Raw genomic sequence first — 14550 nt, forward strand, 5'->3', positions numbered from 1 at the left:
ACGGGAGAAATGCAGCAAGAACGGTGCCAGGTATGCTGCAGACTCAGCGCAGGCGCTGGAGTTCGCGTTCGATCGCTTCGAGGTTGCGCCGCTGGCGTTCGGCCTGGGCTTTGAGTTCGGCGGCGCGCTCCGGCGAGGCGGTCTGCAGCGCGCGCTGCGTTTCTTGCAGGCGCTGGTTCTCTGCGGCTTTCTCTTCTTCGAGGATGCGGCGGCGAAGGTCGTCGCGCTGGCGCTGTTCGCCGGGGCTCACCCGGGGAAAGTTCGAGGGGGAAGCGGCAGCGGGGGCGGAAGGGGCGGGCGTCGCGTCGAGGTAGGGGAGATCGCGCAGGGCCTCGCAGCGCATCCCTTTGGTGCTGGCGCGATCGTTGGTGTAGGTGATGCGTCCGTCGCCGTCGGTGCATTTCCACAGCGTTGCCCAGGCGCTCGGTGCGCACAGCATGCCGAAACCCAGGAGGACGGCGCAGGAGGCGAGGCGGGACGGAAACCGGATCATGCAGCAAGTATAAAGGAAAAAGGGCGGCCGCGGCCGCCCTCTTCCTTTCATCGCCCCCTGCGGGGGCAGCTCGCACTCACAGGCTGTAGTAGAGCTCGAATTCGAGCGGGTGGGTGGTCATGCGCATGCGCTGCACTTCCTCGTTCTTCAGCTCGATGTAGGCATCGATGAAGTCGTTGGAGAAGACGCCGCCGCGGGTGAGGAACTCGCGGTCGGCATCGAGCGCTGCCAGCGCCTGATCGAGGCTGTGGCACACGGTCGGGATCTTGGCGTCCTCTTCCGGCGGCAGGTCGTAGAGGTTCTTGTCGGCCGGATCGCCCGGGTGGATCTTGTTCTGCACGCCGTCGAGCCCCGCCATCATCAGCGCGGCGAAGGCGAGATAGGGGTTGGCGAGCGGATCGGGGAAGCGCGCTTCGATGCGCCGCGCCTTGGGATTGGCCACGTAGGGAATGCGGATGGAGGCCGAGCGGTTGCGCGCGGAGTAGGCGAGCTTCGTCGGGGCCTCGAAGTGCGGCACCAGGCGCTTGTAGGAGTTGGTGCCGGGGTTGGTGATGGCGTTGAGCGCCCGGGCGTGCTTGATGATGCCGCCGATGTAGTAGAGCGCGAATTCGGACAGCCCCGCGTAGCCGTTGCCGGCGAAGAGGTTCTGTCCCGCTTTCCAGATGGATTGGTGGACGTGCATGCCCGAGCCGTTGTCGCCGACGATGGGCTTGGGCATGAAGGTGGCCGTCTTGCCGTACTGGTGCGCCACGTTGTGCACCACGTATTTGAGCGCCTGTGTCCAGTCGGCGCGGCGCGTGAGGGTGTTGAACTTGGTGCCGATCTCGCACTGGCCGGCGTTGGCCACTTCGTGGTGGTGCACTTCCACCGGTACGCCGATCGATTCGAGGGCGAGCACCATGGCGGAGCGGATGTCGTGCAGGCTGTCGACCGGGGGGACGGGGAAATAGCCGCCCTTGACGCGCGGACGGTGGCCGGTGCCTTCCCACGAGGCCTCGCCCGACTGGATCTTCACCGAGCAGCCGGACATGTCGACCGACCACTCGACCGAGTCGAAAATGAAAAATTCGGGTTCGGGGCCGAAGTAGACGGTGTCGCCCAGCCCCGTCGACTTCAGATAGGCCTCGGCACGCTTGGCGATCGAGCGGGGGTCGCGGTCATAGCCCTTGCCGTCGGCCGGCTCCACCACGTCGCAGGTGATGACCACCGTGGGTTCTTCGTAGAAGGGGTCGACGTAGGCGGTATCCGGATCGGGCACGAGCAGCATGTCGGAGGCCTGGATGCCTTTCCAGCCGGCGATCGAGGAGCCGTCGAAGGCGTGGCCGCGCTCGAAGACTTCTTCGTCGAAGGCCGAGACCGGCACCGTGACGTGATGCTCCTTGCCGAGGATGTCGGTGAAACGGTAGTCCACGAAACGGGCTTCACTTTCGTGGATGAGCTTGAGGACGTCTTGGGCATTCATCGGATCGACTCCGGGTCAGGAAAAAGTGGAAGGATTTTAGCAAGTGTCGTGCCAGCTTTTGGTTTGCCTCAAAGGGAGGCATTTCCGGCTGGAGGAGGGGGAGGAGGGACTTCGTTTGCACTGATTTGGTGCAATTTTTCGCTTCCTGTGCCCGGTTCCGGTGCAAGCTCGACGAAGAGCCGCAGGGAAGCGAGGTCGGGATGGCGTTGGCGCAGGGCGTCGAGCTGGGAGAAAAGGGCCGCACGGTCCGCGGCGAGCAGGGAAGGCGCGTGTTTGGCCGGAACCAGCAGGTCGAGATAGGTGCGCCCGCCGAGATAGTGCAGGACGACCCAGTCGGGCGAGGCGGCAGCGAAAGCCGGGAGCGCGCGCAGGTCCTGCACCACTTCGGTGCGGTCGGTGAGCGCCTGCAGCTGACCGGGCGGCCGGGTCGTGTCGTTTTCGTGATCGACGTGGATCAGCGCGTCGTCGAGGTGCGGAAAACGCTCTTTGAGACGGGCGAGCACGGTATCGGCCACGCGGTGACCTTCGGAGACCGACAGGCGGGGGGCGACCTGGATGTGCGCATCCACCAGGATGCGGTCGGCCATGCGCCGCGTGCGGATCTGGTGCAGATCCTCGACGCCGGGGGTGGTGCGGATCGCGTCGGCGATGCGGGCGACTTCTTCCGGATCGAGCCCGGTGTCGACGAGCTCTCGCACCGCACGGTAGGCAAAACGCACCCCCATGGAGGCGATCATGAAGCCGACCAGCGCCGCTCCCAGCGGTTCGAGGAAACGGTAGCCGGCGAGGCTGCCGCCGATGCCGATCGCCACCACGAGCGAGGAGGCGGCGTCCGACCGGGCATGCCAGGCGGCGGCTTCCAGCACCTGCGCCTTGAGGGCGCGTCCGCGGCGGCGCAGCCAGTGGAACATGCCTTCCTTGGCGAGCAGCGTCGTCACCGCCATCACGAGGGCCGCCGGTTCGATCGGCGGGGCGTGTTCGAGCGCCTGCAGCCGCATGCCCGCGGCCCACAGGAATCCGCAACCCACGCCCAAGAGCACGAGTCCCAGCACGAGACTGGCGAAGGTCTCGAAGCGCCCGTGTCCGTAGGGATGGTCTTCGTCGGGCGGCGCGCCGGCGCTTCGTCCTGCCCAGCTCACCATGGCGTCGGTGGAGAGGTCGGCCAGCGTGTGCATGGCGTCGGCCACCAGGCTGAAAGCGTTGGCTAGCAGGCCGATGACGATCTGCAGGAGGGCCAGGGTGGCGTTGACCGCCATCGCCGCCAGGCTCGTGCGGGCGATGGCGTTGCCGCGCGCCCGTGCCGTCGCAGCGGGCGAAGGCGGTATACTCGCTTGCTCAGCCATGGAGAGACTCGTGGGAAACTTGCACGATATTCTAGCGCTTGCCGGCGATCGCGCCGAGCGTTTCGGTCTGCCCTATGCCGGGGCCTTGACCCCGCCCGAGGCCTATCTCGTGTGGCGTATGGCGCCGGGGGCGGTGCTCGTGGATTGCCGTACCCGCGCCGAGTGGGACTGGGTGGGACGAATCCCCGGGGCGGTGGAGATCGAATGGCTGCGTTATCCGGGGCTCGCGCCCAATCCAGATTTTCTCGCCCATCTGCGCGCCCAGGTCGATCCCGAGTCGCTGGTGATGTTCCTGTGCCGCTCGGGCGGGCGTTCGGACCAGGCGGCGCGCGCCGCGGCGGCGGCCGGATTCACTTCGTGCTACAACGTACTGGAAGGCTTCGAAGGCGCCAAAGACGCCGCCGGGCATCGCGGCACGGTGGGTGGCTGGAAGTTTCATGGCCTGCCGTGGGTGCAGGGATGAAAAGGAGCAGGTGGAGATGACGACGATTCTCGAAAAAGCCTTGCCGTTCGCACCCTATGGGGCAATGAGCGACGAGCAGGCGCAGGAGCGCATCCTCGCGGCGCGCGCGCAGCTGGGCGAGGAGGCGGTGATCCTGTGCCACCACTATCAGCGCGCCGACGTCTATCGGCACGCCGATCTCACCGGCGATTCGCTCAAGCTCGCCCGGCTCGCCGCACAGACTTCCTCGCGCTACATCGTCTTCTGCGGCGTGCATTTCATGGCCGAGGTCGCGGACATCCTGTCGCAGCCCGAGCAGGTGGCGATCCTGCCGGATCTGGCCGCCGGCTGTTCCATGGCCGACATGGCCGATCTCGCCAAGGTGACGCGCGCCTGGCGGGAACTGGGCGAGGTGCTCGACGGCGATCCGGCCGAGGTCTATACGCCGGTCACGTACATCAATTCCGCGGCCGATCTCAAGGCGTTCTGCGGCCGCCACGGCGGCATCGTGTGCACCTCGACCAATGCGCCGCACATCATGGAGTGGGCGCTGGCGCGCCGCCCCAAGCTCCTCTTCTTTCCCGACCAGCATCTGGGACGCTGGACCGGCCACCAGCGCGGCATCCCGCTGGAAGACATGCTGGTGTGGGATCCCGACCTGCCCTACGGCGGTTTGAGCCCGGAGCAGATCAGGCGGGCTACCATCCTGCTGTGGAAAGGGCATTGTTCGGTGCATCAGATGTTTACCAAGGCGCAGATCGAGCGCTGGCGCGCCAGGCATCCCCAGGGCTACGTCATCTCGCACCCCGAGTGCGCCTTCGAGGTGTGCCTCGCCTCCGATTACGTCGGTTCGACCGAATTCATCCAGAGCACGGTGCGCGCGGCGCCGGCCGGCACCGAATGGCTGGTGGGTACCGAGTTCAATCTGGTGAGCCGCCTGGCCGAGGAGATGGCTCCGCAGGGCAAGACGGTGCAGTTCATGGGCGGCGTGGTGTGTATGTGCTCGACGATGCAGCGCATCGACCCGCAGCACCTCGCCTGGACGCTCGACAATCTGGTTCAGGGGCGGGTGGTCAATCGCATCGCCGTGCCCGGGGAGGTCGCGCAATGGGCGAAAGTGGCGCTCGAGCGGATGCTCTCGGCCACATGAACGTTCCGATGATTGCAGAAAAACGGCAGAAACTCTGGGGGCGGTGGCGCTCTTGGCGCGCGCCATTGGAAGATCCGCGCCAGCTCGTTCCTGCCGGGGCGAGGCAGGCGGGGGTGGCGTTGCGTGTGGTCAGTTACAACATCCACAAGGGTTGGGGGCCGTTCAACCGCCACCTGACCATTGCCGAGATGCGCGAGGCGCTGCATGGTCTCGACCCCGACCTCGTGCTGCTGCAGGAAGTTCAAGGGGCGCATCTTGGACACGCGCAGCGCCATCCCCTTTGGCCTGCCCAGCCGCAGCATCACTATCTCGGCGCTGAACACTGGCCCGAGCGCATCTACGGCGGTAACCTCTTCCATGAGCTGGGGCATCATGGCAACGCCGTGCTGTCGCGCTTTCCGGTACAGGACTGGGCCAATCACGACGTCTCGGCGCACCGCTGGGAGCGCCGCGGCATCCTGCATTGCGCCATGGTTTTGCCGCATGGCCTTTGCCTGCACGTCTTCTGCGTCCATCTGGGCCTGCGGGCGCGCTGGCGCCGGATGCAGCTCGAACGCTTGCGGGAGCTGATCGCCGGCTTGCCGCCGCGCTCGCCGATCGTCGTGGGCGGGGATTTCAACGATTGGGGGCGGGAGGCGGAGGAACTCCTCGCCGCGCCCCTGGGTCTGGAAGACGCCTTCGCTGCCGTCGGTCGCCGTGCGCCGCCGCGCACCTACCCGGCGCGCGGCCTGGCCTTCGGCCGGCTCGACCGGCTCTACGTGCGTGGCTGCGAGGTGCACGCGGCCCAGGTGCCGCGCGGGCGGCCGTGGTCGCACTTGTCCGACCATCTGCCGCTCGTGGTCGATCTCGCCCTGGAGGGCGGATGAGCGCGCCGCCGCACCGCTTCCTGGCCGAGGGGCCGGACGATGGCCCTGGATTTCCTGCCCGGTAACCGTCTGCAGCTGCTGGAGAACGGCGCGGAATTCTTTCCCGCGCTGCTACGGGCGATCGATGCGGCGCGCGAGGAGGTGCGGCTCGAGACCTACATCTTCGAGTGCGACGAGATCGGCGAGGCGGTGCTCGCGGCGCTGGTGCGGGCGGCGGCGCGCGGTGTGCGCGTGTATTTGCTGGTAGACGGCTTCGGCGCCCGCGATTTCATCGTCCATCGCATGCACGGGGTGGCCGCCGCCGGCGTCGAAGTCGAGGTCTATCGCCCGCTGCGCGGCCCCTGGTTCATCCCGCGGCGCCATCGCCTGCGGCGCCTGCACCGCAAGCTCGCCTGTTGCGATGGGCGAGTCGCCTTCGTCGGCGGCATCAACATCCTTTCCGATTTCACCCGCCTGCCCGGGCGCCGGATCCGTCTGCCGCGATGGGATTATGCGGTTCGAATCGAGGGGCCGCTCGTGCGTTCGGTGCAGCAGGCGATGCAGCGGCTGTGGCGCCTGGTGTGCTGGACGAATGGCCGGCGCCGCCCGCCCCGCCTCGTGGCGCGTGCCGCGCACGACGGCCCGGCCGGGCCGCATCGCGCCGTCCTGGTGCTGCGCGACAACTGGCGCCATCGCCACGACATCGAGCACGCCTATCTGCACATGCTCGCCCGCGCCCGAAAGGAGGTGTGGATCGCCTGCGCCTATTTCTTCCCCGGCAAACGCTTTCGCCGGGCGCTCGCGGCCTGCACGGCGCGCGGCGTGCGGGTGCGCCTCGTCCTGCAGGGACTGAGCGACCATCCCATCCTGTCGCAGGCCACGCGCGCCCTCTATCCCTGGCTGCTGCGCCAGGGCGTCGAGCTGTGGGAATACCATGCCACCGAGATGCACGCCAAGGTGGCGGTGTTCGACGATCGCTATGCCACGGTGGGTTCGAGCAACATCGATCCCTTCAGCCTCTTCATGGCGCGCGAGGCCAACGTGTGGGTCGACGACCTCGGCTTCAGCGCGGAGCTGCGCGCGCGGCTCGAGCAGCATGTGGCGCAGGGCGCGGTGCGGCTCGACGAAGAGGGCTTCGCCCGGTTGCCCCGCTGGCGCAAGGCGCTCAGCTGGGTGGTGCTCGGCTGGGTGCGGCTCATCATCGGCTGGGCGGGCTACACGCGCGACATGGAAGGCTGAGGCTGGTATCATCGCGCTTTTCCGCGATCCCTACCGACCATGACGATCCTCGTGACCGGCGGCGCCGGCTTCATCGGCAGCAACTTCGTGCTCGACTGGCTCGCGCGCCACGACGAACCTCTCGTCAATCTCGACGCGCTCACCTACGCCGGCAACCTGGAAAACCTCGCCGCGCTCGAGGGCGATGCGCGCCACGTCTTCGTGCACGGCGACATCACCGATCAGGACCTCGTGCGTCGCCTGCTCTCCCAACACCGGGTGCGCGCCATCGTGCATTTCGCCGCCGAATCGCACGTCGATCGCTCCATCCACGGGCCCGAGGCGTTCGCGCGCACCAACGTGCTGGGCACCTTGCGGCTGCTGGAGGCGGCGCGCGCGCATTGGGAGTGCTTGCCCGAACCCGATCGCTCGGCCTTTCGCTTCGTGAACGTCTCCACCGACGAAGTCTATGGCACGCTCGGCCCGGACGATCCGCCCTTCACCGAAACCACGCCCTACGCGCCCAATTCTCCTTACGCGGCGAGCAAGGCCGGGGCGGACCACTTCGTGCGCGCCTTCCATCACACCTACGGCCTGCCGACGATCACCACCAACTGCTCCAACAACTACGGCCCCTACCAGTTTCCGGAAAAGCTCATCCCGCTGTGCCTGACGCGCGCGCTCGCCGGCGAGCCGCTGCCGATCTACGGCGACGGCCGTCAGGTGCGCGACTGGCTCTACGTGGGCGATCACACCGCGGCGCTGCGGCGCGTGCTGGAAGCCGGCCAGCCGGGGCAGACCTACAACATCGGCGGCTGGAACGAGCGCACCAACCTCGAAGTGGTGCACACCTTGTGCCGCTGGCTCGATACGCTCGCGCCGCGCGCCGACGGCCGCTCCTACGCCGAGCAGATTACCTTCGTCGCCGACCGTCCGGGGCATGACCGGCGCTACGCGATCGATGCGCGCAAGATCGAGCGCGAACTGGGCTGGCGGCCGGCCGAGACTTTCGATACCGGCATCGAGAAGACGGTGCGCTGGTATCTCGCGCACCGCGACTGGGTCGAGCACGTCACCTCCGGCGCCTACCGCGAGTGGCTGTCGTGCCACTACGGCGCGTCCTTGCCGGCCCAGGCGCGATGAGCGAGGCGCCCATCCTCTTGCTGGGGGGAAGCGGCCAGCTCGGCTGGGCGCTCGCCCCGCTCCTCGCGCTGCAGGCCCCGCTCGTGGCGCCTTCGCGCGCCGAGCTCGATCTCGGCGACGCAGCGGCGCTGCGCGCGCGGCTCGACGCCCTGCGCCCGCAGGGCATCGTCAATGCCGCGGCCTACACCGCGGTGGACCAGGCCGAGACGCAGACGGCGCTCGCCTGGCGGCTCAACGCCGAGCTGCCCGGCGAGCTCGCCCGCTGGGCGGCGGCGCACGGGGCGTGGCTCATCCACTATTCCACCGACTACGTCTTCGACGGCACGGGGAGCCGCCCCTGGCGCGAGGACGACGCGCCCAGGCCGGTGAACGCCTACGGCCGCAGCAAGCGCGCCGGCGAAGAAGCGGTGCTCGAAAGCGGTGCCCGTGCCCTCATCCTGCGGGTGAGCTGGCTCTATGGGCTGCACGGCGCCAATTTCCTCAAGACCATGCTGCGCCTGGGCGCGAGCCGGCGCGTGCTGCGCGTGGTGGCCGACCAGGTGGGCGCGCCCACCGGTACCGGGCTTGCCGCCGAGGTGAGCGCCGAGCTCGTGCGCCGCCTGCGCACTGCGCCTGATACCTGTCCCTCTGGTCTCTACCACCTCGCCCCCACCGGCGAGGCCAGCTGGTACGACTACGCCGCCTTCGTCTTCGAGCGTGCGCGCGAGTCCGGCTGGCCGCTCGCACTCGAAGCGCTCGAGCCGATCGCGAGCGCCGACTATCCGACCGCGGCGCCGCGCCCGGCCAATTCGCGCCTCGATACCACGCGGCTTACCACCACCTTCGGCCTGCGCCTGCCGCCGTGGCAGGACGAAGTGGCGCGCACGGTGGCCGTGCTCGCCGAGCCGCTTTCCCTTCTTCCTCATTGACGCATCCGCCATGAATCCGACTTCTGCACGCAAGGGCCTCATCCTCGCCGGCGGTTCCGGCACCCGGCTCTATCCCTCGACGCTCGCCGTCTCCAAGCAGCTGCTGCCAGTCTACGACAAGCCGATGATCTACTATCCGCTGTCTACCCTGATGCTCGCCGGCATCCGCGACATCCTGGTGATCTCCACGCCCCAGGATACGCCGCGCTTCGCCCAGCTCCTGGGCGATGGCAGCGCCTGGGGGCTGTCCTTGTCCTACGCCGAGCAGCCCTCGCCCGACGGGCTCGCGCAGGCTTTCCTCATCGGCGAGCATTTCCTTGCCGGCGCGCCTTCGGCCCTGGTGCTGGGCGACAATCTCTTCTACGGCCACGACCTGCCGCAGCTCCTCGTCGCGGCGGACGCGCGCGAACGGGGCGCCACCGTCTTCGCCTACCACGTGCAGGATCCGGAGCGCTATGGCGTGGTCGCCTTCGACGCCACCGGGCGCGTGATCGACATCGAGGAGAAACCCGCCCGTCCCAAGTCGAACTACGCCGTCACGGGGCTCTACTTCTACGATGGCAGCGTGGTCGAGCGCGCGCGGGCGCTGCGCCCTTCGGCGCGCGGCGAGCTCGAGATCACCGACCTCAACCGCAGCTACCTGCAGGAAGGGCGGCTCGCGGTCGAACTCATGGGGCGCGGCTATGCCTGGTTCGACACGGGAACGCACGATTCGCTGCTCGAAGCCGGGCAGTTCATCGCCACCATCGAGCGGCGTCAGGGGCTGAAGATCGCCTGCCTGGAAGAAATCGCCTGGATGCAGGGCTGGATCGACGACGAGGGGCTCCTGCGCCAGGCCGAGCGGCTGGGCAAGAGCGGCTACGGGCGCTACCTGCGCCAGCTCCTGGAACACGGGCGGGAGGCGCTGTGATGCGCGCGACGGCACTGGAGATCCCCGAGGTGATCCTCCTCGAGCCGCGGGTGCATGGCGATGCACGCGGCTATTTCTTCGAGGTCTACACGCGGCGCGCATTCTTCGCCGCCACGGGGGTCGATGTCGAGTTCGTGCAGGACAACGAATCGCGCTCGCGCCGCGGTGTGCTGCGCGGCCTGCACTACCAGCTGCCGCCGCACGCGCAAGGGAAACTGGTGCGCTGCGCCGAGGGGGCGGTGTTCGACGTGGCCGTCGACCTGCGCCGAAGCTCGCCCTCTTTCGGGCGCTGGGTGGCCGTCGAGCTCTCCGACGAGAACAAGCGCCAGCTGTGGATCCCGCCCGGCTTCGCCCACGGCTTTCTCGCGCTTTCCCAGTACGCGCGGCTCCTCTACAAGACCACCGACTACTACGCGCCGCAGTGTGACCGCTCGCTGCGCTACGACGATCCGACGCTGGCGATTGCCTGGCCGGATCTGGGGATCGAACCCATCGTCTCGGACAAGGACCGTGCGGCGCCGCTCTTGGCCGAAGCCGAAGGCTTCGACTGAACCCTCGCCTCAATCGGCCGCGGCGACTTCGGTCGGTGTGCGCGTGAGCAGCGCAAGTTTGTCGAGCAGTGGCCCCGTTTCCTGACGGAATCGGGCGAGCTCGCGCGCCGGCAGCGGCTCGGGCGCGGGCAGGGCGATCTTGAGCGGATCTTGCGCCTTGCCGCCGATGCGCACCTCGTAGTGCAGATGCGGTCCGGTGGCCCAGCCGGTGGAACCCACGTAGCCGATCACGTCGCCCTGCGACACGCGCTTGCCCGCCTTGAGGCCCGGTTCGAAGCCTTTGAGGTGGCCGTAGCCGGTGGCATAGCCGCTGCGGTGCTCGATGAGCACGAAGTTGCCGTAGCCATTCTGCCAGCCGGCGAACTTCACCACGCCGTCGGAAGCGGCCATCACCGGCGTGCCGGGGGCGGCAGCAAAGTCGGTGCCGGCGTGGTGGCGCCATTCTTTCTTGATGGGGTGGAAGCGGGCGCCGAAGCTCGAGCTCACGCGGGTGAACTGCAGCGGATAGCGCAGGAACCCGGTGCCGAGCACCCGGCCGTCGGGGGTGTAGTAGCCGCTCTTGCCGCCGGCATCGGTATGGCGCAGTACCACGTGGCGCTTGCCCTGATTGACGAATTCGGCGGCCACGATCTCGCCGGGTTGCGGCAACCCCTCGGCGTCGAGCGTGGTTTCGTAGATGACGGCGAAGGAGTCGCCCTCGCGCAGGTCGCGGGAGAAGTCGATTTCGGTACCGAAGATCTCCGCGAGCTTGGTGGCGATGGCATCCGGCATGCCGATCTCGGCGGAGGTGGCAAAGAGCGAGTGCGTGATCACGCCCTGGCGCAACTCCAGGAAGGGATGGGTGCTGCCGGCGGTCTCTGGAGCCGGGGATTCGAGGCGAAAGCCCTCGTCGCTGCGGCGGATGGTGACGCGCTCGCCGCTCACCAGAGGCAGCACCAGGGCATCGACCTGACCGTCGGCGCGCAGGCGCACCGTGGCGGTGGAGTGCGCGCGCAGCTGGCGCTGGATGGCGCGGACCTGCTCGTCGAGCGAGGTATAGTCGAGCAGCGCTTCGTCTTCGGCGCCGATGCGCTCGAGGAAGGCGGGCAGCGTTTCGCCGCGGCGGAAGGCTTCGCGGATCACGTAAGCGTGCGCGGCATCGCCCGACGAGGGCGGGGTGAGGGTGATCGGCGGCAGTTCCGCCACCACCGCCTTGCGCCCGTAAGGGTTGGGACCCGAGAGGGCGGCCACTGCAAGGCCGAAGACGGCCGCGCCGTAGAGGGCCATGGAGGTGCGCAACCAGAGATGCCGGCGGACGGTCGATCGGTGCATCGGGACTTCCTTTCGGGCGAACGCGCCAGGGCGCGATTATGGCGCAACCTGCGCCGGAGGTGCAATGGGAATCAGTGCTCCCACAACCAGTCGAAGAGGGCGGTGAGGACGTCGCTGGCCTGAGCCGCATTCGCGTGTTCGACGAAGGCGACGATCACGTAGCGCCGTCCCGAGCGGCTCTGGGCAAAACCGGCGATCGCGCGCACGTCGCGCAGCGTCCCCGTCTTCACGTGCGCCCATTCGCGGATGGAGGAATCCTTGAAACGGCGCCGTGCCGTGCCGTCGACGCCGGCCACCGGCAAGGTGGCGATGAATTCGGCCGCGTAGGGACGGTTCCAGACCGTTTGCAGCAGGAGGGCGAGGTCGGAAGCGGCGATGCGCTCTTCGCGCGACAGCCCCGCGCCGTTTTCCAGTACCACGCCGTGGCGATCGATCCCCGCTTCAGCGAGCAGTGCCTGCACGGCCTGCGCGCCGGCGGCGACGTGATCCGGCGCCTCGGGCGAGCGCGCCGCGCCGACGAGGGCGAGGAGCTGGCGCGCGATCGGGTTGCTCGACCACTTGTTCATCTGGTAGGCGATCTCGGTGAGCGTGGGCGAATCGTCGGTGGCTACGAGCCATTCGCTTGTGGCTGGGGCGGGCGCATCGGCGGGCAGCAGCCGGCCGCCGAGCTCGCGCCAGATGCCTTCGAGCATGGCCGAGGCGAAGCGCTCGGCGGGAAGCGGCGAGAGCCCGAGGAAGCGGATGCCGCAGCTTGCCGGATAGCGGCCCGAGAGCGTGATCGCCACGCCTTGCGCCTCTTCCTGCACGCCCGTCTCGAGGCGTTTGACGACGTCGGCGGGGCAAGGGCCGGTCTCGATCTTCAGGGCGTTGCCGACGTTCACGCCGGCAAGCGGCGGGTGCAGCGTGGCGAGCGCCCGCGTGCCGTCGGGGGAGGGCTGGATCTGCACGATCACCGTGTTGAAATTGACGAGCTCGGCGCTCGCCGGGGTGTTGTAGGGGCGATAGCCGTCGCCGTCGAAGGCGAAAGGGTCGGCCGGGGGAATGCGCAGCCCGTCGGCCTCCAGCCTCAACCGTCCACGGATGGTCTGGATCCCCAGCGCGCACGCCGTGCGCAGCAGCTTCCAGGCCCGCTCGGCGGTGAGGTAAGGGTCGCCGTCGCTTTGCAGCACCAGATCGCCCACGAGCTCCTGACCGAGCACATGGCCGCGGGCCACCAAGCGGCTCGTCCAGCGGCGCTGGGCGCCGAAGGTTTCGTAGGCGGCGAAGGTGGTGACGAGCTTCATCACCGAGGCCGGGTTGCGCGGCACGGTCTCGTTCGCCGCCAGGAGCGGCGCGCCGCCTTCCAGGGGCTGGATGAGGACGGAGACGGCCTCGGGCGGCACCTGCGCTTTGTTCAGGGCTTCGCGCACCGGCGGCGGGAGCGTGTCGGCGCGAACGTCCTCCGGCCCCAGCCAGGGAAGCGCGGCGAAGAGAATGAGGAGGATGAAGCGCACGGCGGCGGGCAGGGGCGGGCGCCAGGTGCGCCGCCCGTTCATTGCTCCAGGGCCCACAAGGCTTCCAGCGGTTCGCGCGCGCGGATGAGGCGGTGCGTCGCCCCTTCGACGAGCACTTCTGCCGGGCGCGGCCGGGCGTTGTAGTTCGAGCTCATGGCCATGCCGTAGGCGCCGGCCGAGAGCACCGCCAAAAGGTCGCCCGCTTCGAGGGCGAGTTCGCGCCCGCGGCCGAGAAAATCGGACGATTCGCACACCGGCCCGACCACGTCGTAGCGGCGTACCGGTCCGGAGCGCGGCACGACCGGGACGATCTCGTGCCAGGCGTCGTAGAGCGCCGGGCGCATCAGGTCGTTCATGCCGGCATCGACCAGGGCGAAGTCCTGTTCCTCGCCGTGCTTGAGGTATTCGACGCGCGTGAGCAGCAAACCCGCGTTGCCGACGAGGGAGCGCCCCGGCTCGAACATCAGCCGCTCGGGCCGATCGGCGAAACGCTCGGCGAGCGCGCGCAGCACGGCGGGGATGTCGGGCGGGGTCTCGTCGCGGTAGCGGATGCCTAACCCTCCGCCCAGGTCGATGTGCCGCAGCGCGATGCCGTTGCGCTCGAGCTGCTCTACCGCGTCTTTCACGCGCTCGGCAGCTTCCAGCAGCGGGGAAGGGTCGAGCAGCTGCGAGCCGATGTGGCAGGCGATGCCCACGAGCTCGAGCTCGGGCATCGACTTGGCCTGGCGGTAGAGCGCGAGCGCTTCCGCCACGGGGATGCCGAACTTGTTGCGCTTGAGTCCGGTGGAGATGTAGGGATGCGTCTTGGGGTCGACGTCGGGGTTGATGCGTAGCGCCACCGGGGCGCGTCGCCCCATCTCGCGGGCGATGTGCGCGATGCGGGTGAGCTCCGCCGCCGATTCGACGTTGAACACGCCGATGCCCACTTCCAGCGCGCGGCGGATCTCGGCGGCCCCTTTGGCCACGCCCGAGAAGACGACGCGCTTCGCCTCACCGCCGGCCGCGAGCACGCGCTCGAGCTCGCCGCGGGAGACGATGTCGAAGCCCGCTCCGCGCGCAGCGAGCAGCCGCAGGATCGATAGGTTGCCATTGGCCTTGACCGCGTAGCAGATCTCGGCGCGCTCGGGCGGCAGCGCCGTGCGATAGCGCTCGAACGCTTCTTCGATCGCCGTGCGCGAATAGACGTAGCAGGGCGTGCCGTAAGTGGCGGCGATGGTCGTGAGCGGAACGTCTTCGAGGGCGAGTCCGTGCGCCGTGACCCGTAGCGTCGGCATGGGAAAA

General features: G+C 68.6%; 14 protein-coding genes. 8 read left to right on the plus strand and 6 right to left on the minus strand.

Annotated features, from left to right (window positions below):
- Positions 1-43: 43 nt before the first annotated feature.
- From ASC37_RS00670 to ASC37_RS00680, 3 genes are all read right to left on the minus strand, one after another.
- Entirely contained in the window at positions 44-493 is a 450-nt protein-coding gene (locus tag ASC37_RS00670; RefSeq protein ID WP_055422526.1) for a DUF4124 domain-containing protein, read from the minus strand.
- 76 nt (positions 494-569) lie between these two features.
- On the minus strand, positions 570-1955 hold the full coding sequence (gene glnA / locus ASC37_RS00675) for a type I glutamate--ammonia ligase (RefSeq protein ID WP_055422527.1): 1386 nt from the start codon (positions 1953-1955) through the stop codon (positions 570-572).
- Positions 1956-2023: 68 nt separating this feature from the next.
- Positions 2024-3298, minus strand: coding sequence for a cation diffusion facilitator family transporter (locus ASC37_RS00680; RefSeq protein ID WP_082438321.1), 1275 nt, complete (start codon positions 3296-3298; stop codon positions 2024-2026).
- A gap of 10 nt (positions 3299-3308) precedes the next feature.
- On the opposite strand from ASC37_RS00680, the gene ASC37_RS00685 reads away from it, so the two are divergent.
- The 8 genes from ASC37_RS00685 to rfbC are packed head-to-tail and all read left to right on the plus strand — an operon-like array spanning position 3309 to position 10465.
- On the plus strand, positions 3309-3761 hold the full coding sequence (locus ASC37_RS00685) for a rhodanese-like domain-containing protein (protein ID WP_055422528.1): 453 nt from the start codon (positions 3309-3311) through the stop codon (positions 3759-3761).
- A 16-nt stretch (positions 3762-3777) separates the two neighbouring features.
- On the plus strand, positions 3778-4890 hold the full coding sequence (nadA, locus tag ASC37_RS00690) for a quinolinate synthase NadA (RefSeq protein ID WP_055422529.1): 1113 nt from the start codon (positions 3778-3780) through the stop codon (positions 4888-4890).
- Positions 4891-4898: 8 nt separating this feature from the next.
- Entirely contained in the window at positions 4899-5756 is an 858-nt protein-coding gene (locus ASC37_RS00695) for an endonuclease/exonuclease/phosphatase family protein (protein ID WP_198288951.1), read from the plus strand.
- 39 nt (positions 5757-5795) lie between these two features.
- The gene (gene clsB, locus ASC37_RS00700) at positions 5796-6974 is read left to right on the plus strand and encodes a cardiolipin synthase ClsB (RefSeq protein ID WP_198288952.1); all 1179 of its coding nucleotides are present in this window, start codon (positions 5796-5798) and stop codon (positions 6972-6974) included.
- A gap of 39 nt (positions 6975-7013) precedes the next feature.
- Positions 7014-8096, plus strand: coding sequence for a dTDP-glucose 4,6-dehydratase (gene rfbB / locus ASC37_RS00705; RefSeq protein WP_055422530.1), 1083 nt, complete (start codon positions 7014-7016; stop codon positions 8094-8096).
- Entirely contained in the window at positions 8093-9004 is a 912-nt protein-coding gene (rfbD, locus tag ASC37_RS00710; RefSeq protein WP_055422531.1) for a dTDP-4-dehydrorhamnose reductase, read from the plus strand. The genes rfbB and rfbD overlap by 4 nt, the downstream gene beginning before the upstream one ends.
- A 10-nt stretch (positions 9005-9014) precedes the next feature.
- On the plus strand, positions 9015-9914 hold the full coding sequence (gene rfbA, locus ASC37_RS00715) for a glucose-1-phosphate thymidylyltransferase RfbA (protein ID WP_055422532.1): 900 nt from the start codon (positions 9015-9017) through the stop codon (positions 9912-9914).
- Positions 9914-10465, plus strand: coding sequence for a dTDP-4-dehydrorhamnose 3,5-epimerase (gene rfbC, locus ASC37_RS00720; RefSeq protein ID WP_055422533.1), 552 nt, complete (start codon positions 9914-9916; stop codon positions 10463-10465). Before rfbA ends, rfbC begins: the two co-directional genes overlap by 1 nt.
- Before the next feature lie 9 nt (positions 10466-10474).
- Here the strand turns inward: rfbC and ASC37_RS00725 are convergent, their stop codons facing one another.
- The 3 genes from ASC37_RS00725 to lysA form a co-directional block, all read right to left on the minus strand.
- Positions 10475-11776: a M23 family metallopeptidase gene (locus tag ASC37_RS00725; protein ID WP_088178244.1), complete on the minus strand. Its 1302-nt coding sequence runs from the start codon at positions 11774-11776 to the stop codon at positions 10475-10477.
- A 71-nt stretch (positions 11777-11847) separates the two neighbouring features.
- Positions 11848-13311 carry a D-alanyl-D-alanine carboxypeptidase/D-alanyl-D-alanine endopeptidase gene (dacB, locus tag ASC37_RS00730; protein ID WP_055422534.1) on the minus strand — a complete coding sequence of 488 codons (1464 nt, stop codon included), beginning with the start codon at positions 13309-13311 and terminating at the stop codon, positions 11848-11850.
- A complete protein-coding gene (gene lysA, locus ASC37_RS00735; RefSeq protein WP_198288953.1) occupies positions 13308-14543 on the minus strand; it encodes a diaminopimelate decarboxylase in 1236 nt (411 codons plus the stop codon). Before lysA ends, dacB begins: the two co-directional genes overlap by 4 nt.
- Between the last annotated feature and the right edge of the window lie 7 nt (positions 14544-14550).

This window comes from Tepidiphilus thermophilus (assembly GCF_001418245.1).
In the GTDB taxonomy this organism is placed as follows: domain Bacteria; phylum Pseudomonadota; class Gammaproteobacteria; order Burkholderiales; family Rhodocyclaceae; genus Tepidiphilus; species Tepidiphilus succinatimandens.

Excerpts from the sequence above, each read along its gene's own strand:
- nadA (WP_055422529.1), top strand. The coding sequence starts at position 3,778 with ATGACGACGATTCTCGAAAAAGCCTTGCCGTTCGCACCCTATGGGGCA.
- ASC37_RS00725 (WP_088178244.1), bottom strand. The coding sequence starts at position 11,776 with ATGCACCGATCGACCGTCCGCCGGCATCTCTGGTTGCGCACCTCCATG.
- lysA (WP_198288953.1), bottom strand. The coding sequence starts at position 14,543 with ATGCCGACGCTACGGGTCACGGCGCACGGACTCGCCCTCGAAGACGTT.
- rfbD (WP_055422531.1), top strand. The coding sequence starts at position 8,093 with ATGAGCGAGGCGCCCATCCTCTTGCTGGGGGGAAGCGGCCAGCTCGGC.
- rfbB (WP_055422530.1), top strand. The coding sequence starts at position 7,014 with ATGACGATCCTCGTGACCGGCGGCGCCGGCTTCATCGGCAGCAACTTC.
- ASC37_RS00680 (WP_082438321.1), bottom strand. The coding sequence starts at position 3,298 with ATGGCTGAGCAAGCGAGTATACCGCCTTCGCCCGCTGCGACGGCACGG.
- clsB (WP_198288952.1), top strand. The coding sequence starts at position 5,796 with ATGGCCCTGGATTTCCTGCCCGGTAACCGTCTGCAGCTGCTGGAGAAC.
- dacB (WP_055422534.1), bottom strand. The coding sequence starts at position 13,311 with ATGAACGGGCGGCGCACCTGGCGCCCGCCCCTGCCCGCCGCCGTGCGC.
- ASC37_RS00670 (WP_055422526.1), bottom strand. The coding sequence starts at position 493 with ATGATCCGGTTTCCGTCCCGCCTCGCCTCCTGCGCCGTCCTCCTGGGT.
- rfbA (WP_055422532.1), top strand. The coding sequence starts at position 9,015 with ATGAATCCGACTTCTGCACGCAAGGGCCTCATCCTCGCCGGCGGTTCC.
- ASC37_RS00695 (WP_198288951.1), top strand. The coding sequence starts at position 4,899 with ATGATTGCAGAAAAACGGCAGAAACTCTGGGGGCGGTGGCGCTCTTGG.
- rfbC (WP_055422533.1), top strand. The coding sequence starts at position 9,914 with ATGCGCGCGACGGCACTGGAGATCCCCGAGGTGATCCTCCTCGAGCCG.
- glnA (WP_055422527.1), bottom strand. The coding sequence starts at position 1,955 with ATGAATGCCCAAGACGTCCTCAAGCTCATCCACGAAAGTGAAGCCCGT.